This window comes from Kitasatospora atroaurantiaca, assembly GCF_007828955.1.
In the GTDB taxonomy this organism is placed as follows: Bacteria; Actinomycetota; Actinomycetes; order Streptomycetales; family Streptomycetaceae; genus Kitasatospora; species Kitasatospora atroaurantiaca.
The window spans coordinates 83,821-103,464 of sequence record NZ_VIVR01000001.1 but is presented as its reverse complement, the minus strand read 5'-3'; the positions used below and the strand labels follow the sequence as shown (position 1 = coordinate 103,464).

Below are 19,644 nucleotides of genomic sequence, written 5' to 3'. Positions count from 1 at the left end.
CCCGATCCAGTCGTCATTGCTGGTTACCGACAGCAAGGGCAGTTATGGAGAGCTACTTGTCGGGTGGCGGCAGCTATACGAGGACACGTCCTTGAGCCCCGTGGGTTCATGGAAACCGAAGGTCCTTCATGGTGAACCCGCGGGTCCACCACCCTGATTCTCGCGAGGGGACCCGCGAGTTCGTATCAAGACACGGGTCCACCCTTGTCGGTCGCCTCCAGAGCCTGGGTCAGGTCCGCGCCGCGGATGGTGTGGACGCTGAGGACGGGATCGAGGGGAGGGACGAGCGCCCTGGTGGCGATGTCCACCAGGTGCGGTGGTGCGGCGCCAGCCTGCAGAGCGGTGACGTACTCGATGACTTGCGCGTGCGTGAGCGTGTGGACCCGTTGCCGCAGCACGTGCATGGCGATGATTCGTCCGTGGGCCGCCGCTGCCCGGCGGATCTCCTCGTGCAGGTCATCCACTGCGGTGCGTGTGGGCATCTTCCGAATGCGGGTCCGGTAGTCCAGCTCCCACTCGCCGGTAACAGCGGTGACCGGTCCGATCTGGTGGAGACTCCCATCGAGGCGATCAACCAGGTAGGGGCCATTGCCGCCCAAGAGCTGACTCGGGTCGCCCGTGCGTAGGTACTCCGCGGTCTGGTAGTAGACGATCCAGACGAGTTCGTGCTCCTCAGCCTTGGTCACCACCAGTCGCCCCGAGAACCTTCGATCCAGATCTTCTTGGGCCGCCCGGATCGCGAACTCACGCTCGATCATGTCCGGCAGCATCTCGCACGGTGTGGGACATGAACAGGGGTTTTCTCCAGGTGGGCTCGCTGTGAACCCAGGGCGATGGATTCACGCGCCCACCTCGGGAGATGCTCTTCGACGGGCCCCAGGTGCTGGTCAAGCAGGCGTCTGCCGACCAGGTCCTCAGCGTTGATCATCCAGCGATGCTGTCACGGAGTTCCACGACTCGGCACTGTTTCCAGGAGGCGCCGGGCCGAGTCCGCGTAGCGGATGGCGGTCTTCTCGTCGATGCCGAAGACGAGGGAGAGGTGGAGCGGGTCGGGTCCGTGAGTGAGGGCCTCTTCGAGCTGGCGGTCGACGCGGAGCCGTTCCAGGGTGGCGGTGAGGTTGCGGGTGGCCCGGGTGGTCCAGAGCTTGCCCGCCGGCCCGAGTTCGACGGCTGTCTTCTGGGTGATCAGCAGGTGGGGGTTGGCAGTGTTCGGCCAGCGGTTGCGGCGGTGGTCGAGCCAGTCCAGGACAGCGCGGTGGGTGAGGTCGTCGAGTGGGCGGACGTGCCCGCCCACGGTGATGCGCCGGTTGCCGAGGTCGACGTCATCCAGTTGCATCGTGCGGATCGTCCTCGGTCGTGCCGCGTGGACGGCGGCCAGGGCCATGATGAGCCGGATGTCCGGGCTGGTGGCGGCGGCGATCGCCTCGTCGATGTCCGGCTGCCCGAGGGATTGGATGACGCCGCCGGCCTGCCGTGGGACGCGGATCCGCAGGGTGGGGTTGCGGAAGACCTGGCCGTTCTTCTTCGCGTGACGGAACAGTGACCGCAGTGCGACGAGCCGGCTCTCCCGCTGCTTGCCGCTGACGGCGTCCCGGGCCGCGATGACGTCCTCGCGCGTGACCTCCCGCAGATGGTCGTAGCGGCTGGACCACTCCAGCAGCACCGGCTGGACCTCGTTGAGGTAGGCCCATGCTGTCTGTCGCGCGCGAGGCTCGGACCGTTGCCCGCCGTCGAGCAGGGTGCGGGCCCAGGCTTCGACCTCGCTGCGGATGCCCTGGGCGACTGCGTCGAGCTTGCGTTCCAGCCACCGGTCGACTGCGGGAGCGCGATCGTCGGTGAACAGGCCCAGCTGGTCAAGGACTTCGGCGGTCCGACCTACCGGGAGCCCCCGGATTCGCAGGGCCGGGAAGAGCTCGGAGTACCGGATCGGCTCGGCCTCTGTATGACCGGACAGCACGATGACCAGAGCCCGGTCGACGTCACTGGTGATCCAGCGGCTCCACCCGCGCGCCTCGCTCAGCGCGCGAGCTGCCCGCCGACCTCGAACCAGCCATGGATTGGCCAGGTCAGCGTGCTGTTTCCGGTCGAACTTGCGGTAGTCCCGTGCGGCGGCGAACAACGGCGGTTGGATCCAGTCCGCCAGCGTGCCTGGCCAGGCAGGTGCTGGTGACCGCTTCGGAACGCGACGCCCTTGCTTGCCGACTGGCGGGCCGCCGCTTCGGGGCCGCTGCAGGTTCGCGAAGAACAGCTGCTGGCAGGTCACCTGACGTAGGTACGGCTCCAACACCGATGCCTTGCCGCTGGCCTTGATCGCCCAGGTCGCCTGAGCCCGGCAGAGGCGGCAGTAGCCGTGCTTGTCGTCAACGGGAACCTCGCGTCGGCAACCCGAGCACCGTCCGACGGCATGCTGTTGGCCGTAGGTGTAGCAACCTCGGCAGTACCGGCCGGGCAGTTGTCCCCAAGCGAAGCAGCCCGCGCAGGAGGCTGCCGGCTTGTCATCGCTGATCTTGCCCACCGCGGCGATGCCGGCGTCAGACCGGCGGGAGGGAACGGCCGTCGCGGCGCTTGGGCACCACTGTCGGGGCGGTGGTGCTGGCTCCGACCGCCGCTCGAGCCGTCTCCTGCTGCCCGGGGGATTGGACCTTCGCTGGTTCGGGGATCAGCAGGTCCCCGATTTCGCAGTCGAGAACGACGCAGATGACATCGAGGTCCTCCAGCTTCAGGGAGACCGGCTGCCCGGACCACAGCCCGGACATCTTCCCGGCCGAGATCACCAGGCCGTGCTCTGCCAGGCTCCGCTGGAGCTCAGATGCCTTCCAGACGCCCTTGTTCGCGGCGGTCAGCCGTAGGTTCCACTTCATCCCAGGAGTCCTTCCAGTCGCTTCGCGGCCCGCTGTTGCCCGGTGATCCAGGCGTCTTCGACCCGGGTCTGCTGGACGTGGATGTATCGCATCGTCGTGGCGATCCATGAATGTCCCAAAACCTCCTGAATTGCGATGAGGTCCAGGCCGCCCTGATAGAGCTCCGACGCGCAGAAGTGCCGCAGGACGTGGGGAGTCAACTTCTCTGTCCAGAGCGGCAGATGGGCCTCGACGGCCGCTGCCAGACCATCACGCAGGGCGTCATCGCCGACCCGGCGCGCGGAGCCGTCGGTGTTCTTGCGCTCGCTCGGGAACAGCGGGGCGCCGGGGCGGGTGTGGTCGTCGTCGAACTGGCCCCACACATCCTCGATGAACCACCGCAGCGTCCGGTCCGCGCCGTTGATCAGCGGCACCATTCGCTCACGTGGCCCCGAGCCACGAGCGCCCTTGCCGTGGCGGACATGGAGCTTGCCGAACCGGCCCAGGTTCCACTTGATGTCGTCCAGGTCGAGCTTGCACGCCTCGTTCACCCGCAACCCGACCTGCGACATCAGCTTCGCGGCGGTGTAGTTGCGGGCTGTCGGAGCAAACTTGCGGCAGGTCGCGAGCTCACCGCCCCAGCCCGTGAATAGCTGACCGACCTCCGGCTCGGTGGGCGGGATCCGCAGTTGAGCGTCCTTGGAGCCGCGCGGACGGTTCATCTCGTCGATCGGGCACTCGACCACGCGCCCGGTCATCTGATGGATCTCGACCTTGTGCCGAAGCTCCAGGAACATGAAGTACGTGGTCAGCGCCTGGGAGCGGGCCAGCCGGGTACCACTGGGCGAGCCCCGCAGGACCCGCCCGAAGTACGCGTCCGCGTCGGTCGGCTCCATGTCCCACAGCGGACGGCCGAACCACGTCCGCATCTGCTCCAGGTGCCCGACGTCGCCGCGAATCGTGCCGTCCGTCAGCCCGGCCGAGGCCCGGGCCAAGACGAACCCGGCCAGCACGTCGGTCTCGAACTGCTCAAGCTCCTCCGCCGAGACCGGATCCCGGTACTCGCGCAGGTCCCGCACCACCGCCAGCGCCGCCAACTCGCGCCTCCTCGCCTTCGACCGGACCGCAGATCGGTCGGATGAGTTGAGAACGCTTCAGGAATCCTGAGGTTACGTCACAGGCCGGCGGAGCACTCGAAGGAGGAAGAAGCCCCTGGCCACGGCCTCGGGCACTCAGCAGGCCTCAGGAGAACTCGCGGGATGTCGCACAGGCGCAGCTCATGGCGGGGCTCCACAGCCTGGGCCTCAACAGCATCCGGCTGCCGTTCGCCGACGCCCTGATCCACGACACGACGGTGGTGCCGGACGCGGCGGTGGCGGCGAACCCGCAGTTGCGCGGGAAGACGCCGCTACAGGTGTACGACGCGGTGGTCGCCGCGCTGACCGCCGACGGCTTCGCGGTCATCCTCAACAACCACACGACCACCTACCGCTTCTGTTGCGGCCTGGACGGCAACGAGCGCTGGAACAGCGGCCAGTCCACCCAGCAGTGGGAGGACGACTGGCAGTTCATGGTGAACCGCTACAAGGCGAACAAGCGGGTGGTCGGCGCGGACCTGCGCAACGAGGTCCGGCGGGACACCTGGGACAACCCGAACTGGGGGATGGGCGACGCGCACGACGAGAACGCCGCCTTCGAGGAGGCGGGCAACAAGATCCTGCAGGCCGACCCGGACATGCTGATCATCATGGAGGGGATCAACTGGTCCGGGATCCCGACCGATATCACCTGGCACACCCGACCGATGCTCACCCCGGTGGCCACGCTGTCGAACACGCTGATCCGGTCGGACAAGCTGGTCTACTCGGCGCACTTCTACGCCTACACAGGGCCGGCCAACACCGGAGCGAGCAGTGGCTTCGGCTCGACCGGCGACCCCCGCTACGAGGACTTCACCCCGGACCAACTGGCCCAGGTGGTGAACGACGAGGCGCTGTTCGTCACCCAGTCCGGGCAGCACTTCACCGCCCCCGTGTGGGTCAGCGAGTTCGGTGCCGGCGGCCGTGGCTCCACCGCCGGCAAGGAGCAGGCCTGGTTCGACAACTTCACCGACATCCTGATCGCCAGGGACACCGACTTCGCGATCTGGCCGCTGGTCGGCTGGGCCGACAGCAGCGGCAAGCCGCTCGACAACTGGGCGCTGCTCTCCTACGACAGCGCCGGCAAACAACTGGGCATCAACGACCCCGGTGACTGGCGGGCGACGGACTGGAACAAGCTGATCAACGCCCCGAGCCTGACCGGTCAGGTCGCCAGGAGCCCGCGCTGGAACATGCTCAACCTCGACCACACCGACTACAACGTGTCCGCCCGGATGCTCGCCCAGGGCGACTGGGACAACGGCAACCGCAAGGCCAGCTGCCCCGACACCCAGCGCCTGGTCGGCCTCGGGCGCAGCGACAGCCGCGGCCTGTGCACCGACGCAGGCCAACCGGCCGCCGGCAGCGGGGCGTTCGTGAAGGTCACCGACGAGCGCTATGTCACCGGCGGCGACTGGGCGTCGGGCTACAGCAAGCTCCAGTGCCCGAACAACTCCTTCGCGGTCGGCTACAGCGTGCACTCCAACGCGATGTCCTCGCTGCTGTGCGCCCCGGCGGCCGGTCCGCTGCCGACCGGCGGCCGGACCCTGTGGTTCGACCGCGGCGACAATCGCCCCGCAACCGGCGGATCGGTGGCCAGTGACTGGGCACCCGGCTACTACAATGGCCAGTGCGCCGACAACGAGTACATCGCGGGCGTCGCCTACACCTGGAACTGGAACCAGGGCGGCGTCCCGGACGCCCTGCTCTGCCGCCCCCTGAACTGACTTCCCATCGCCCGCCGACCACCAGGAGGTCCGTGAGGCGCGTGGCATGGAAACTGTCACCGAATTGTCAGGATGACTGTCCCCGGACGCGGGACTGGTGATTCTCCGGCCGGTATCCGGGGCGGGAGATGGACGACCGGCGCGGGGTCACCAGGCCGGTCGGTCCGGCCGGGTCAGCCGCAGGAGTGCCAGGCGGTGACGTAGTAGACGACCGTCTTGCCGTTCGGGTCCTCCATCCCTTGATCTCGCAGGGAATCCCGGCCTTCAGGCCGGGCGGGAATGCGATCCCCGGCCCGGAGGCGCGGAGCGCCGGAGGTCTCTGCGCCTCCGGCGTGACGGTCAGGTAGGCCGCTTCTGGTTCTCGATGTACTTCTTGACGATGCTCAGCGGTGCGCCGGCACAGGACCCGGCGAAGTACGAGGGTGACCAGAACACTGGCCCGATGCCGATCCGGTTGATCCGGCCGGTGTACTCCGCGCGGAGGTAGCGGGAGCTGACGCCCTTGAGGGAGTTGACCAGTTTGGAGATGGCGACCTTGGGCGGGTAGTGCACCAGCAGGTGGACGTGATCGCCTTCGCCGTTGAACTCGCGCAGCTCCGCGCCGAAGCTCTCGCACACGTCCCGCATGATCTCCTCGCAGCGCGTCAGCATGGCGTCATCGAAGATCTCACGCCGGTACCTGGTGACGAACACCAAGTGTGCGTGCAGATTGTGGACGACATGGTTTCCCCTGCGAACATCGGGATCTGGTTCCCAGCGTGGTGACATGGGCCAAGTGTATGATCGAGCGAGCTCGACCGAAGGGGGGTGGGCCGGGTGATCCGTGCGTACAAGTTCCTCATGCGGCCCACCGTGGGCCAGGCCCAGGCTCTCGGCGAGATGCTGCGGGATCACTGCTCGCTCTACAACGGGGCGTTGCAGGAACGGCGCGACGCCTGGCGGCACGTGTCGAGGACGAGCATCAAGTACGGGATGCAGTCCGCGCAGCTCAAGGAGATCCGGGCGTTCGACCCGGAGCGTCAGGGCCGTTGGTCGTTCTCGAGTCAGCAGGCGACGCTTCGCCGTCTGGACAAGGCGATGCAAGCGTTCTTCCGCCGGGTCAAGTCCGGCGAGACACCCGGTTACCCGCGCGTTCGCGGGGTGAACTGGTTCGACACGGTGGACTTCCCCAAGGACGGGGACGGCTGCCGGTGGGACAGCACGCCGCACGACCCGGTCACCCGAGTCCGCCTCCAGGGTGTCGGCCACGTCAAGGTCAACCAGCACCGCCCGGTTGTCGGCAGGGTCAAGACCGTCTCAGCTTCCTGCCCAACGGGGCGGCCGCCAAGGCCGGGCTCAACCGCTCGATAGCTGATGCCGGTTGGGGGGTTTTCCTGACGATCCTGCACGCCAAGACACCTCACGGAGCTAAGTCGTCAAGCAGCTTCGAGAAGTTGTGTGGGGAAGGCGAGGTTCTCGTCGAACAGGATGTGCTTCTGGAGACAGCAGTAGAGCTGGCCGATCATCTTGTTGAAGAGGTTTCTCTGAGCCGCGGCGTGCCAGTCCCCGGCCTCGCGCCGTCGGTCGTAATGGGCTTTGGCCCCGGGCGAGGCGGTCAGTGAGGCGAAGGCCCAGAGGTAGCCGACGTGGTTGAGCCGATCGTTCTTCACCCAGCGTCTGGTGATGCTGGACTTCTTGCCGGACGCCCTGGTGATGGGGGACGCGCCGGCGTAGGCCTTCATCCCGCGGGCGGTGGTGAAGCGGGCGTGGTCGTCCCCGATCTCAGCGAGGATCCGGGCGCCGAGCTGGGTGCCGAGCCCGGGGAAGCTCAAGATCACCTCGGCGTCCGGATGCTGAGGGAAAGCCTCTTCCACCGCCTCGGCGAGCTGGTCAGCGGCCGTGCAGGCGGCGTCCAGCTGCCGCAACAGGCCGAGCATCTGCTTGCCGAGCGCGTCCTCGACCAACGGAGGCTGGTGCGCGTAGTCGGCCCGTAGGACCTCGCGGATGCGCTCGGCGTCGGCGTCGATCCGGCGTTGGCGGCCGGCGCGCTTGAGCGCTGACCGCAGCTGCGCGAGCGACAGCCGGGCCGCGCGCGAGGGCGTGGGAGCAAGCTCCAGCAGGACGCGGGTCTCGGGGCGGCAAAGACCGTTCTGCCAGTGCAGGAAGGCGTCGATGGCGGCGGGGAAGTACTCGCGCAGGAGCGAGCGGAGCTGGTTGGCGAGCTGCTGCCGGTTCCAGACGGCGTCCTGCTGGGCGCGGGCGAGGACGGCGATGGCGCGGGCGAGATCGCTGTCCTGCGGCAGCGGCCGGTGGGCGTGCCGGTCGGTGCGGAGGATGTTCGCCAGGACGAGGGCGTCGCCGGGGTCGGACTTCTTCCGGGTCACGGAGTGGCGGTCGCGGTAGCGGGCGGCGGCCATCGGGTTGATGGCGTAGACCTGGCGCTTCCCGGTCCGAAGGACCGCGACGAGCAGGCCGCGGGAGGTCTCGATGGCGACCGGGATCGGGATGTCCTCGGTGTCGCCGTGCTCGGCGAGCAGGTCCAGCAGGATCTTGTAGCCGGCTGCGTCGTCGGTGATGTGGCGCTTGGCCAGGAGCTTGCCGTCGTCGTCGACCAGGGCGACGTCGTGCGTCCTCTCGGCCCAGTCGATGCCGCAGTAGATCAACTTTCCCTCCCCGAGTGTGGCTGTTTGCGCTGGTCACGAGCGCATGCGGGGCCACGCAGCGACCTAATTCCAGGCCTCGATCAAGGACCGGGCCGACACCTCACAAGCCGTTCGTGGCACCAGCTCACCGCACGGGCCCCGGTCTGTTCCCAGAGCTCGGACGGCTCGGGGTAAGCGAGAGATCACCGTGCGACGGGCTCGCACCACCAACTCCAACGAGTGATCAAGCAAACGGTGTTGACGCCGCTGGCGGCAGTGAAGGCGCCGGATGCCGCCGATCTTGGCGGAGACGTCGTGGCCGGGCTGAAAGAAGGCGTGCGTCCGGCGCCCACACAACTGCCAGCAGTGTCAGCGCTGGTGGGTGGCGGCCGTGATAGCACCAGATGGCACCGCTCTGTGGGAAGGCATCTCGGCCATGACGTTGAGAGGTATCCACCGGAGCTCAAGAACCACCACCCACCAGCTGGGTTGCGCAGCCGTGCTCGTCACAGACCTCCTTGAGGGCCGAGTGGAGTGCAGGTATCACAACCCGTTCGAACCACCCCGCCGAGCCGCGAAAGCCCGCGGAGTGCTTACGAAGGAATTAGGCTGAGAGCGCCGGACGGGAAGTGATCGCCGTGGACCCCCGCAACACCTCCCGCGAGTGCCCCGCATGCGGGCACGTCTCGGCGGAGAACCGGCCCACACAGGAGACGTTCCACTGTGTCAGGTGCGGCCACCAGGCGCACGCCGACACAGTGGGAGCCGTCAACGTTCAACGGGCCGGGCTGGTCCGTCGCAACGCCCGGAAGGGTTAGCTATCGCTGCCGCCTCCGTCACCGTTGTAGTCCGTGATGAACAGGTACGTCCAGGTCTTGGTGCCCGTGTACGCCGACTTCACGAAGACCGAGCAGTTCGCGTACCCGTCCCAGTAGGTGAACAGCGTCCCACCGTTCCCGCTGCTGACGGTCGGAATGGACTTGGTGTAGACCAGGTTCGCCGCCACCCCGTCCCGAGTACAGCCGTAGGCGCCGGCCTGCGCGGCGGCGAGCGTGGTGACACCGACGGTGGCGGCAGTGCGGTGGCGGCGTTGCATATGCGTATAACGAGCTGGTACATGATTGCGGTGGCGATGTGACCAGCGCGGTTGCGGACGGCAGGATCTGACGGTGTGACGATCAAGGTGAACCGCGCGGTCCTCGGCCATCGGGTGCTGACCGGGATCTCGCGGCACCATCTGGCGGACCTGGTCGTCGAGCTGGCGTCTCCGTGGCATGCGGTGGTCGAGGGACGGCGGCATGCCGCCCGTGGTGGAGAGCGGCGACGGGCGGCCGGTGCTGGTGCCAGGCACCGGCTCGTGTTCGTGGACCGGGTGAGCGCCACGCTCATCCACCTGCGACACGACCTGCCGCACGCGGTCCTGGCCCTGCTTTTCGGAGTCGACCGCTCCACGATCAGCCGTGCGATTCACGAGGCCAGGGACCTGCTCGCCGCTCGCGGCTTCGCGGTGCCCGACCGCCCTGGGGTGCGGCTGCGGACCCTGGCGGACGTCTTCGCCTACGCCCAGGCCGAGGGTGTCGTGCTGCGGCTGGACGCCACCGAGGTCCAGCTCTGCCGCCCAGCCCCGCACCGCAGTGGGCGCCGGGCGTTCGTCTCCGGAAAAAGAAGCAGAACACCATGAAGGCCACCGTCGTGGCCGACGGCAAGGGCCGCACCCTGTGGACCGGCAACCTCCGACCGGGGCCCATGCACGACGCCACGGCGATACGAGGCGAGGGGATCGACGACCTCTTCCGGCAGTTCCCCAGGGTCCAAGTCCTTCTGGATGACGGGCATTTGGGCCTCCGGCGAGACCACCCAGGCAGGGCGGTCACACCGCCGAGAAAGCCGAACAAGATCGCCGCACCAGAGGTCCACGAAGCCCGGGAACAGGCCCGCACCAGCACTCCTCCCAGCGCACTTCCGTCGAGCACGCCCTCGCCGACCACAAGCGTTGGAAGGGCCTGACGCGCTGGACCCAGCCCCCCCCGCCACCTATCTCGCCGTCGCCGGCCTCGTCTCCGACCGCACTGCCGCCAGCTGACCAAGAGAGAACGATCAAGCCGTCACATCGCCACCGCAATCACGCACCAGCTCGTTAAGTGTGCCTAGTGTGATGCGCCGTAAATCACGAGGGAAAGTTGCTACCCTTTTCGGGTGTCGCACCCTGGGCCTTCTGCTGTGGTGATCTCGCTGTCCGAGGACGAGCGTGCCGAGTTGGTGCGTCGAGCCGGGTCGTGGGACCGGAGAGCCGCCGAGCGGGCCCGGATCATTCTGGCGTGCGCTGACGGCATGTCGAATGCCGCTGCCGCGCGGCATGTTGACGTCCAGGCGAAGACAGTGTCCAAGTGGCGTCGTAGGTTCGCTGCTGACCGACTGGCCGGCCTGCAGGATGAGGGCCGCATCGGTCGCCCGAAGGCCGACCTGGTCCTGAGCGACGCCGAGCGGGACCAGTTGACGCGTTGGGCCAGGCGGGCGAAGACCGCGCAGTACCTCGCGCTGCGGGCCAGGATCGTGCTGCGCTGCGCGGACGGCGGGACGAACCGGCAGGCCGCGATGGACCTGGGCGTTGACGAGTCGACGGTGGAGCGCTGGCGGGCCCGGTTCATCGACAAGCGGCTGGACGGCCTGCAGGACGAGCCGCGTCCGGGCAGGCCGCCCTCGATCCTGCTCGACCAGGTCGAGGACGTGCTGGTGGCGACACTGGAGTCGACACCGGGCAACGACACGCACTGGTCGCGGGCGTCGATGGCCACCCGCACAGGGCTGTCGAAGTCGACCATCGGGCGGATCTGGAAGAAGTTCGACCTCAAGCCGCACCAGCAGGACAGCTTCAAGCTCTCCACCGACCCGCAGTTCGTGGACAAGGTGGTGGACGTGGTCGGGCTCTACCACAACCCGCCCGAGAAGGCGGTCGTGCTCTGCGTCGACGAGAAGTCCCAGATCCAGGCGCTGGACCGGTCCCAGCCGGTCCTGCCGATGATGCCGGGCATGCCCGAACGCCGCACACACGACTACCTGCGCCACGGCATCACCAGCCTGTTCGCAGCCTTCAACATCGCCGACGGAACCGTCATCGGAGAACTCCACCGCCGCCACCGGGCCCTGGAGTTCAAGAAATTCCTGGTCACGATAGACAAGGCCGTCCCCGCCGAGCTCGACGTGCACCTGGTGTGCGACAACTACGCCACCCACAACACCGCCGAGATCAGAACCTGGCTCGGCCGGCACCCGCGCTTCCACGTCCACTTCACCCCGACCGGCTCGTCCTGGATCAACCAGGTCGAGCGCTGGTTCGGCCTGCTGACCGACAAACTCATCCGCCGCGGCGTCCACACCTCCGTCAAAGCCCTCGAGGACGACATCAAGGCGTGGATCGCCACCTGGAACCAGAACCCGAGACCGTTCACCTGGACCAAGACCGCCGACGAGATCCTCAAATCCCTCGCTGACTACCTCGCCAAGATCAACCCACCTGGGCCATCAACGCAGGAATAGTTTCCCTCGTGATTTACGGCGCATCACACTAGTGCCGCATCAGGCAACGTTCGCCGTGCTTTGACGTGGCGCCCGGTTGTGCTGGGCCGGGTGGCGCCGGATGGTCAGAGTCCCCGCCGGGGGCGTCCGGCTACCTCTCGGTGCTGTGCCCGGAAGGTTCACCCCTTGGCGACGGCTGTCAAGGCGACCCCATTTCATGCAAAGACTTCGTTGCAAAGAAATGGTGGCGATCGCTAGGCTGCCGATCATGACGGAACCTCAGCCCGCCGTACGCAGCCTCGACGCCCGCTCCCTGCGCGGCCTTGCGCACCCACTGCGGATGCGCCTGCTCGCCGCGCTGCGAGAGGACGGCCCGGCCACGGCGACGAAGCTCGCCGCCAGGCTCGGCGAGTCATCCGCCTCAGTCAGCTACCACCTGCGGCAGCTCGGCGCGCACGGCTTCATCGCGGAGGATCCGGACCGGGGCACCGCCCGTGAACGCTGGTGGCGGGCCGAGCACCGCGGCCACCGGTTCGACAGCCTCGAGGAGTTCCTGGAGAACCCCGACCCCGAAGTACGCGGCGCCATGGGTGTGTTCCTGAACGAGGTGGCCTCCGTCCACGCGCGGGAGCTCGGCGGCTGGCTCGCCGGCACCGGCGACTGGCCCGAGGAGTGGCGTCGCAGCTGGGACATGAGCGACTTCAACCTGCGCCTGACGCCCGAACTCGCGCGGGAGCTTGTCGGCCGAGCACACGAACTCGTGCAGAGCTTCCGCGACCGGGCCGCCGCCGGCGAGGACCAGGCCGTCCCGGTCCGCATCCACCTGCACGCCTTTCCCCTGCCGAAGAGCTGACGCCCCGACAACCGCCCGGAGATACACCCATGACCGTCGCCCCCGCTCGGGCCGACGAGGCCCAGACCGCCCCGGACCGGCGGCCGCTCGGCGCCCTGCTGACCGCGAACCTCGTCTCGATCACCGGCAACGCCCTCGCCGGCATCGGTGTGCCGTGGTTCGTCCTGCAGACCACTGGCAGCGCCTCCCGGGCCGGCCTGGTGGCCTTCTGCGGGATGCTGCCGCTGGCGGTGTCGGCGCTCGCCGGCGGACCGGTGATCGACCGGATCGGACGCCTGCGCGCGTCGGTGCTGTCGGACCTGGTGTGCGGGACGGCCATCGGGCTGATCCCGCTCCTCCAATGGGCAGGCGCCCTGCGGTTCTGGCAGCTGTGTGTGCTCATGGGGGTCAACGGGCTTTTCCAGGCGCCGGGAGAGACCGCGCGCCAGGTGCTCACCCCTGATCTCGCCGATCACGCCGGGCTCCCGCTCGCCCGGGCCATGAGCCTGTACACAAGTGCGTCCAGAGGGGCCCGGCTGCTCGGCGCCTCGGCCGCCGGCGTACTGATCGCGCTGTTCGGGGCGGGACCGGTCCTGCTCCTGGACACGGCGACCTTCGGCGTCTCGGCGCTGCTGGTCACCCTCGGTGTCCGGCGTGTCCCCGCCGCCGCCCCCCGACGGGACGGGCCCCCGGTGAGCCTGCGCATGTACCGCGACGAACTGCGCGAGGGCCTTGCCTTCCTGCTCCGTCAGCGGCTGCTGCTCGCCATCACCTTGGTGCTCATGGTCACCAACGGCCTGGACCAGGGCTGGAGCGCGGTCCTGCTGCCCGTGCACGCTGAGCGCGACCTCGGCGGGTCGGTCGACCTCGGCCTGCTCGCCGGCCTCTTCGCGGCCGGCGCCCTCGGCGGCTCGCTGCTGCACGCGGCGCTGGGGGCCAGGCTTCCCCGCTGGTCGCTGTACGCCTGCTGCCTCATTGTCAGCGGAAGCCCGCGCATGCTGGTCGCGGCGTTCGCGCCCGGCCTGCTGCCCTTGGGCATTACGCTGGCCATCGCCGGTGTCGCCGCCGGGATCCTCAACCCGATCGTCTCGACCGTGCTGTACGAGCTCGTGCCCGACACCCTGCGCAGCCGGGTGACGGGCGTCCTGGCGGCGGGAGTACTGCTGGCGACCCCGCTCGGCGGCCTCGCCTGCGGCTACCTGGTGGACCGGGCCGGGCTGACGACGGCCCTCGTGCTCCTCGGCGGGGCGTACCTGCTGATCACGCTCTGCCCGCTGACCTTCCCTGCCTGGCGCCGGATGGACAGCACGAGCGACGCCGGGGCAAGTATGTAGGTGCTGGGCCGGGCAGCACCGGATGGTCAGAATGATCACGTGGCTGAACGCGTGCGGGTCCGGGAGATCAATGGCCACGAGGGCAGACGGTTGCTGCGGATCGTTCGCCGGGGTGCCGGGTCGGTGGTGACCTGCCGGAGAGCCCAGCTGGTGCTGCTGTCCGCCCAGCGCATGCCCGTGGCGAAGATCGCGGAGGTCACGTACCCGGTCGGCGCTGACAAGGGCGGGCGCCCCAGGTGGGTGCCGTAGTTGTCGCAGATGAGGTGGATGTCGGGGACCTCACGGTCGATCTTGATGAGGAACTTCTTGAACTCCTGGGCCCGGTGCCGACGGTGCAGGGAGCTGATGACCTGCCCGTTGGTGACGTCGAAGGCGGCGAACAAGGTGGTCAGGCCGTTGCGCAGGTAGTCGTGGGTGCGGCGCTCGGGCATGCCGGGCATTATCGGCAGGACAGGTTGAGAGCGGTCCAGGGCCTGGATCTGGGACTTCTCGTCGACCGACAGCACCACGGCGCCCTCGGGCGGGTTGAAGTACAGGCCCACCACGTCGTAGACCTTCTCAATGAACAGTGGGTCCGTCGACAGCTTGAACGTGTCGGTCAGGTGGGGCTTGAGCTGGAACTTCCTCCAGATTCGGCCGACGGTGGACTTGGACAGCCCACTGCGGTCCGCCATCGAACTGCGGGACCAGTGCGTGGCGTTCTTCGGGATCTCCTCGAGGGTCGCCACGACCACCGCCTCCACCTTCTCCACGGCGATGGTGGGTGGCCGGCCCGGCCGTGGTTCGTCGACCAGACCGTCCAGCCGCTCGGCCAGGAAGCGTCGCCGCCACTTGCGCACGGTATCCGCGGTGATTCCCAACTCCCGTGCGACACCGATGATTGGCGGACCCTGCGGACCCGCGCACGCCAAAACGATCCGCGACCGCAAAGCGAGCGCCTGAGCTGATGTCGCCCGCCGCGTCCATCGCTCCAACTCCGTCCGCTCATGGACGGACAGGAGCAGCGGCTCCAGCTTGGGGCCTCGGCGGCGCAACGGCACGTCCGGAGAAGGGCTCATACAAGAGCTAACGACGGATCTCCGGCGCAGGACACCAGCCACTTCCGGAGCCGCTACGAAGGGACGACCGGTGGGCGGCGCTTGTGCTCGGTCCGCCGGTAGTGGCCGAGCACCGTGCGGAACACCTCCTCGCTCACCGGCCTCACCTCGAGGAAGTCGTCCAGCGCGTCGTAGCCGAGGCCGAGCACCTCCTCGTCGGGCCGGCCGGGTACGAGTGACTCGAGGTCGGCCGTGGGCGTCTTGTGGACGAGCGCCGCAGGTGCGCCCAACGCTGCGGCAATCGCCCGTACCTGACGCTTGGTGAGCCCGGCGAGGGGCATTATGTCGGCCGCGCCGTCGCCGTACTTGGTGAAGAACCCGCAGACCGCCTCCGCGGCGTGATCGGTGCCGACCACCAGCCCGCCGGACGCGCCCGCCACCGCGTACTGGGCCACCATCCGCTGACGGGCCTTGACGTTGCCGCGGACGAAGTCCTCGTGGGCGCTGTCGTCGAAGGCCAGGCCGGCGACTGCCAGGGCGTCGATTGCGGCGTCGGTCGCGGGCCTGATGTCCACCGTCAGGACCTGGTCCGGCCGGATGAAGGCAAGCGCGAGCTGGGCGTCCTCCTCGTCCGCCTGCACGCCGTAGGGCAGCCGCATCGCGCAGAACGTCGCCTCGTACCCGGCGGTGCGAAGCCGGTCGACCGCGAGCCGGCACAGCCGCCCGGTGGTCGTGGAGTCGATCCCGCCGCTGACGCCGAGCACCAGACAACGCGCGCCGGCGGACCGCACCTGGTCGGCCAGGAACGCCACCCGGCGTTCGGCCTCCTGCTCGGCGCTGGGGACGGGAGCCACCCGGAGGCTACGGGCGATCTCCCGCTGGAGGTCGGCGGGCAGAGGTTCGGGCATGACGGCTCCCTGGTGGCAGAAGGGGGTGGGTTTTCCGGAGACCGGCACGAGAGGGGCCGCCGGTGAAGCCGACGGGTCGTCCGCGGCCAGGACCTTCGGGGTCACCATGCCGTCGGGTGTCGTCGGTGTGGGGCGGTTCATCGCTGTCACGGGTGACGGCGGACGCGGTGGGTTCCCGTCACCGACATCACCAGCGAGTACAGGGATGTTGTGGCGGTGATGAAGAGGCGGTTGTACTTCGGACCGCCGAAGGTGATGTTGGAGACGGGCTCGGGGATGAGGAGGCGGCCGATGAGGGTGCCGTCCGGGGCGTAGCAGTGGACGCCGTCGCCGAGGGCCGCCACCCAGAGCCGGCCGTCGCTGTCGAAGCGGATGTTGTCGAAGTGGCTGTCGGCGGCCTTGGTGAAGACCCTGTCGTTGCCGAGGGTGTCGTCCTCGCGGACGTCGAAGGCGCGGATGTGCCCGGCCCGGGTGTCGGAGACGTAGAGCCGCTGCTCGTCGTGGGAGAGGACGAGTCCGTTGGGTCCGGCGAAGCCGTCGGCGGCGAGGTGGACTTCGCCGCTGTCCGGGTCGATCCGGTAGACGTTGCAGGCGCCGATCTCGCTGTCGGCGCGGTGGCCCTCGTAGTCGCTGGTGATGCCGAAGTCCGGGTCGGAGAACCAGATCGAGCCGTCGGAGCGGACGACCGCGTCGTTGGGCGAGTTGAGCCGCTTGCCCTGGTAGCGGTCGGCGAGGACGGTGATCGTGCCGTCGTGCTCGGTGCGGGTGACGCGGCGGTTGCCCTGCTCACAGCTGATCAGGCGGCCCAAGTGGTCGAGGGTGTTGCCGTTGCTGTGCCCGGCGGGGGAGCGGAAGACACCGACCAGGCCGGTGGCCTCGTCCCAGCGCAGCATCCGGTCGTTGGGGATGTCGCTCCAGACGAGCTGGCGCCAGGCGGGTAGGTAGAGGGGCCCCTCGGCCCAGCGGCAGTCTCCGTACAGCTGCTCCAGCCGCGAGTCCCCGTTGGTGCACCGGCGGAAGCGGTTGTCCAGGATCTCGTACAGCCCGAACTCGATCTCGCCAGACATCATCCACATCCAATCGTCAACAGCCGAATGAGATTCCGATTCCCTGGAGTATGGCAGAACGAGGTATGGTTCCACCATGGCGACTGGGAACCTGGACGACACCGACCGCGAGCTGCTGACGCTGCTTCAGCAGGACGCCGGACAGGCGTATGCGGCACTCGGCAAAGCCGTGGGGCTCTCCGCCGCCGCTACCCATGAGCGGGTGCGCAAGCTGCGGGAGCGCGGCATCGTCCGCCGTACGACGGTGGAGGTCGACCCGCAGAAGCTCGGGCTCGGCGTGCTCGCCTTCGTGATGGTCGAGTCGTCCGCCTGGATGGGAGATTCGGCCGAAGCGTTCGCCGCCATCCCCGAGATCGAGGAGGCGCACGTCATCGCCGGCAGCGCGTCGGTGCTCGTCAAGGTGCGTACGACCACCACCGAACAGCTCCAGGACGTGCTCCGGCGCCTCTACGCGATCGACGGCGTGAGCGGCACCCAGGCCACGGTCGTCCTGGAGACCTTCTTCGAGCGCCCGCCGTCCCCAGCGCCGTGACAGCCCTCGCTCGGCCAGGCGGGCACGGCAGGGCCCGGGCCGGTGACGGAAATCCTCAGCTGACGGGGTGTGAGGTCGAGTTCCAGGCAGGCGGGGCCGCAGGAGTGGGGGCCTTCGGCACGGCCGATTCGGGTGTTCAGGCCGGCGCGGAGAGGGCCGTGAAGTAGCCGGACAGGGCCGCCGCGGTGGCGGCGAGGGGGAAGCGGGCACCGAGCTGCCCGTCCGGGCGGACGACGAAGCCGGTCGGGCCATCGGGGCGGTAGAGCCGGGCGAACTCCCCGGCCGCGTCCCGGTATCCGGGGACGTCCAGGGTGTCGGGAGCGGTCGATGCGGCTTCGCGGGCGAGGACGGCGATGGTCTGCAGGCCGGGCCGAGGGTCCGGACCGTCGGAGGTGCCCGGACTGCCGCTGCTCAGCTCCGCCACCCCGGCAGCCGCAGCCGCTTCGGCGGCCTTGGCCAGGGCAGCGGTGTCGGCTGCGTACAGAAGCAGCACGTGGCCCGTGCGGCCGCGCAGGATGTCGAGCAGGCGCAGCGGGTAAGTGGCGACCGGGTCGGTCAAGTCGGCGCAGTCCGGGGCCCGGTCGCCGGGCTGGGGCGCGTCGGCCGGCCCGTACGGGCTGCGGGCGAGCGGGCCGTCCCGGTAGCTGGCGAGCAGTTGGGCCTCGCGGAGCATCAGGGTCCGCGGGTCGTCCGGGTCGGTCTCGATGCCGTGGGTGGCGTGCCGCACGGTCCGGCCGACGACCTCCTCGCCGACCGGGCGGCGTTCGGCGTCGTAGCTGGTGAGCAGGCCCGGCCCGGCTTCCCCGCGAACGACGAGGGCGAGTTTCCAGGCCAGGTTGCAGGCGTCCTGGATGCCGGTGTTCATGCCCTGGGCGCCGGTGGGCGGGTGGATGTGGGCGGCGTCGCCCGCGACGAAGACCCGGCCGTCGCCGTAGCGGTCGACGATCCGGTGGCTGATGCGGAAGACGGAGGACCAGCGCATCCGGGAGAGGGCGGCCGGCCTGGGGGTCAGTCGGTCGACGACGGCCTGGATATGGGACAGCTCCGGGGCGCGGCTGCCTTCCAGGCCGTGCGCGACGCCGTCGACCCGCGCGGGCGCCCGGCCGGTCGCGTGGGTGGAGAGTTCGGGTGGGACCAGCATCGACATGCGGTAGCGGCCTGCGCCGGGCAGCGGGATGCAGACCAGCACGTCGTCGGTGGAGCCGTCGTCGGCGCGGTGGCTGGAGCGTACGCCGTACCCGTACGGCAGGTCCCAGTCGGCCTCGACGTCGGCCAGCATGTACTCCTCGGGGAAGGCCCCGCCCTCGAAGCCGAGTCCCAGTCCCTTGCGGACGATGCTGTGCGCGCCGTCGCAGCCGATCAGGTAGCGAGCCCGGACCTCCTCGGTGGCACCGGAGTCGGTGCCCAGCCGTGCGGTGACCCCGTCCGCGTCCTGGGTGAAGGACAGCAGCTCGGTGCCGCGTTCGATGGTCGTGCCCAGGCCCGCGACGTACTCCTCCAGGAGGCGCTCGGTCTCGTACTGCGGCAGCGCGGCGAAGCCGTACGGCACCTCGGGCGGCAGGGCAAGGTCGATCCGCGCCTGTTCCCGGCCGTTGACGTAGATCAGCTGACCCCGCATCGGGACGGCGGCTTCCAGGACGGCACGGGCCAGGCCCATCCGGTCCCAGATCTCCAGGGTGCGCGGCTGGATGCCGACCGCCTTGGCGTACGGAAGGCGCTCCGGCAGCCGGTCGACGAGGCGGCAGTGCACCCCGTGACGGCGAAGCTCGGCGGCCGCGCTCAGTCCGACCGGGCCGGCGCCCGCGATCAGTACGTCGGTTGTTCGAGTGTGCGCCACGGATGCCTCCCGGTGTCCGGCCCCGGCCGGTCCCGTCCCCTCATTCCATGGTCGGCCGACGGGGCGAGGGCGGCGAGCCGGGCACCGGGCCGGCGGCGGGGAGCGACGTGGCCTGCCGCGCCGGCCAGGTCGTGATCGTCGACCCCCGAGTCCCGGCCCGACCCTGGATTCCTCGCTCACCTGGTAGGAGCGGTCAGTCACGCCCATGTGGTCGAGGAAATCCCGGACGGGGTGCATGCACTACGGCTGACGAA

14 protein-coding genes and 6 pseudogenes are annotated in these 19,644 nt (G+C 69.1%); 9 read left to right on the top strand and 11 right to left on the bottom strand.

Features of this window, described 5'->3' with window-relative positions:
* Positions 1 to 185: 185 nt before the first annotated feature.
* The 4 genes from FB465_RS00520 to FB465_RS00505 all read right to left on the bottom strand — a co-directional run bounded on the left by FB465_RS00520 (position 186) and on the right by FB465_RS00505 (position 3,937).
* The gene (locus FB465_RS00520; RefSeq protein ID WP_145786599.1) at positions 186 to 758 is read right to left on the bottom strand and encodes a YrhB domain-containing protein; all 573 of its coding nucleotides are present in this window, start codon (positions 756 to 758) and stop codon (positions 186 to 188) included.
* Between the two features lie 182 nt (positions 759 to 940).
* On the bottom strand, positions 941 to 2,119 hold the full coding sequence (locus FB465_RS00515) for a site-specific integrase (protein ID WP_145786598.1): 1,179 nt from the start codon (positions 2,117 to 2,119) through the stop codon (positions 941 to 943).
* A 412-nt stretch (positions 2,120 to 2,531) separates the two neighbouring features.
* Positions 2,532 to 2,861, bottom strand: coding sequence for a helix-turn-helix domain-containing protein (locus tag FB465_RS00510; RefSeq protein WP_145786597.1), 330 nt, complete (start codon positions 2,859 to 2,861; stop codon positions 2,532 to 2,534).
* Entirely contained in the window at positions 2,858 to 3,937 is a 1,080-nt protein-coding gene (locus tag FB465_RS00505; protein ID WP_145786596.1) for a tyrosine-type recombinase/integrase, read from the bottom strand. The genes FB465_RS00510 and FB465_RS00505 overlap by 4 nt, the downstream gene beginning before the upstream one ends.
* A gap of 176 nt (positions 3,938 to 4,113) precedes the next feature.
* Here FB465_RS00505 and FB465_RS00500 point away from each other — a divergent pair.
* A pseudogene (locus FB465_RS00500) lies at positions 4,114 to 5,706 on the top strand (glycoside hydrolase family 5 protein); the annotation flags it as partial.
* 339 nt (positions 5,707 to 6,045) lie between these two features.
* Here FB465_RS00500 and tnpA read toward each other — a convergent pair.
* Positions 6,046 to 6,474, bottom strand: coding sequence for an IS200/IS605 family transposase (gene tnpA / locus FB465_RS00495; protein ID WP_145786594.1), 429 nt, complete (start codon positions 6,472 to 6,474; stop codon positions 6,046 to 6,048).
* A gap of 48 nt (positions 6,475 to 6,522) precedes the next feature.
* Between tnpA and FB465_RS00490 the strand changes: the two are divergent.
* Positions 6,523 to 7,005, top strand: a pseudogene (locus tag FB465_RS00490) (helix-turn-helix domain-containing protein); the annotation flags it as partial.
* Positions 7,006 to 7,121: 116 nt separating this feature from the next.
* Here the strand turns inward: FB465_RS00490 and FB465_RS00480 are convergent.
* On the bottom strand, positions 7,122 to 8,348 hold the full coding sequence (locus FB465_RS00480) for an IS110 family RNA-guided transposase (RefSeq protein WP_145786593.1): 1,227 nt from the start codon (positions 8,346 to 8,348) through the stop codon (positions 7,122 to 7,124).
* 599 nt (positions 8,349 to 8,947) lie between these two features.
* Here FB465_RS00480 and FB465_RS00475 point away from each other — a divergent pair.
* Positions 8,948 to 9,145, top strand: a pseudogene (locus tag FB465_RS00475) (zinc ribbon domain-containing protein); the annotation flags it as partial.
* Here FB465_RS00475 and FB465_RS00470 read toward each other — a convergent pair.
* On the bottom strand, positions 9,142 to 9,423 hold the full coding sequence (locus FB465_RS00470; protein WP_145786592.1) for a hypothetical protein: 282 nt from the start codon (positions 9,421 to 9,423) through the stop codon (positions 9,142 to 9,144). The pseudogene FB465_RS00475 and the gene FB465_RS00470 overlap by 4 nt on opposite strands.
* A 75-nt stretch (positions 9,424 to 9,498) precedes the next feature.
* On the opposite strand from FB465_RS00470, the pseudogene FB465_RS00465 reads away from it, so the two are divergent.
* The 5 genes and pseudogenes from FB465_RS00465 to FB465_RS37645 all read left to right on the top strand — a co-directional run.
* A pseudogene (locus tag FB465_RS00465) lies at positions 9,499 to 10,410 on the top strand (transposase).
* 137 nt (positions 10,411 to 10,547) lie between these two features.
* Entirely contained in the window at positions 10,548 to 11,864 is a 1,317-nt protein-coding gene (locus FB465_RS00460) for an IS630 family transposase (RefSeq protein ID WP_145797047.1), read from the top strand.
* Between the two features lie 247 nt (positions 11,865 to 12,111).
* Entirely contained in the window at positions 12,112 to 12,696 is a 585-nt protein-coding gene (locus tag FB465_RS00455) for a winged helix-turn-helix domain-containing protein (protein ID WP_145786591.1), read from the top strand.
* A 29-nt stretch (positions 12,697 to 12,725) separates the two neighbouring features.
* Complete coding sequence (locus FB465_RS00450; protein WP_145786590.1) at positions 12,726 to 14,009, top strand: MFS transporter; 1,284 nt, start codon at positions 12,726 to 12,728, stop codon at positions 14,007 to 14,009.
* A 39-nt stretch (positions 14,010 to 14,048) separates the two neighbouring features.
* A pseudogene (locus FB465_RS37645) lies at positions 14,049 to 14,210 on the top strand (IS630 family transposase); the annotation flags it as partial.
* A 47-nt stretch (positions 14,211 to 14,257) separates the two neighbouring features.
* Here FB465_RS37645 and FB465_RS00440 read toward each other — a convergent pair.
* From FB465_RS00440 to FB465_RS00430, 3 genes and pseudogenes are all read right to left on the bottom strand, one after another.
* Positions 14,258 to 15,067, bottom strand: a pseudogene (locus FB465_RS00440) (IS630 family transposase); the annotation flags it as partial.
* A 53-nt stretch (positions 15,068 to 15,120) separates the two neighbouring features.
* A complete protein-coding gene (nadE, locus tag FB465_RS00435) occupies positions 15,121 to 15,954 on the bottom strand; it encodes an ammonia-dependent NAD(+) synthetase (RefSeq protein ID WP_145786589.1) in 834 nt (277 codons plus the stop codon).
* A 146-nt stretch (positions 15,955 to 16,100) separates the two neighbouring features.
* Positions 16,101 to 17,021 (bottom strand): SMP-30/gluconolactonase/LRE family protein, encoded by a 921-nt coding sequence (locus FB465_RS00430; RefSeq protein ID WP_145786588.1) that lies wholly within the window; start codon positions 17,019 to 17,021, stop codon positions 16,101 to 16,103.
* A gap of 91 nt (positions 17,022 to 17,112) precedes the next feature.
* Here FB465_RS00430 and FB465_RS00425 point away from each other — a divergent pair, with 91 nt between their 5' ends.
* Positions 17,113 to 17,553 (top strand): Lrp/AsnC family transcriptional regulator, encoded by a 441-nt coding sequence (locus FB465_RS00425; protein WP_145797046.1) that lies wholly within the window; start codon positions 17,113 to 17,115, stop codon positions 17,551 to 17,553.
* Positions 17,554 to 17,689: 136 nt separating this feature from the next.
* On the opposite strand, the gene FB465_RS00420 is transcribed toward FB465_RS00425, so the two are convergent.
* Complete coding sequence (locus FB465_RS00420; protein WP_246192424.1) at positions 17,690 to 19,390, bottom strand: FAD-dependent monooxygenase; 1,701 nt, start codon at positions 19,388 to 19,390, stop codon at positions 17,690 to 17,692.
* Positions 19,391 to 19,644: the final 254 nt, after the last annotated feature.

Excerpts from the sequence above, each read along its gene's own strand:
- FB465_RS00520 (WP_145786599.1), bottom strand. The coding sequence starts at position 758 with ATGATCGAGCGTGAGTTCGCGATCCGGGCGGCCCAAGAAGATCTGGAT.
- FB465_RS00510 (WP_145786597.1), bottom strand. The coding sequence starts at position 2,861 with ATGAAGTGGAACCTACGGCTGACCGCCGCGAACAAGGGCGTCTGGAAG.
- tnpA (WP_145786594.1), bottom strand. The coding sequence starts at position 6,474 with ATGTCACCACGCTGGGAACCAGATCCCGATGTTCGCAGGGGAAACCAT.
- FB465_RS00470 (WP_145786592.1), bottom strand. The coding sequence starts at position 9,423 with ATGCAACGCCGCCACCGCACTGCCGCCACCGTCGGTGTCACCACGCTC.
- FB465_RS00455 (WP_145786591.1), top strand. The coding sequence starts at position 12,112 with ATGACGGAACCTCAGCCCGCCGTACGCAGCCTCGACGCCCGCTCCCTG.
- FB465_RS00450 (WP_145786590.1), top strand. The coding sequence starts at position 12,726 with ATGACCGTCGCCCCCGCTCGGGCCGACGAGGCCCAGACCGCCCCGGAC.
- nadE (WP_145786589.1), bottom strand. The coding sequence starts at position 15,954 with ATGCCCGAACCTCTGCCCGCCGACCTCCAGCGGGAGATCGCCCGTAGC.
- FB465_RS00430 (WP_145786588.1), bottom strand. The coding sequence starts at position 17,021 with ATGTCTGGCGAGATCGAGTTCGGGCTGTACGAGATCCTGGACAACCGC.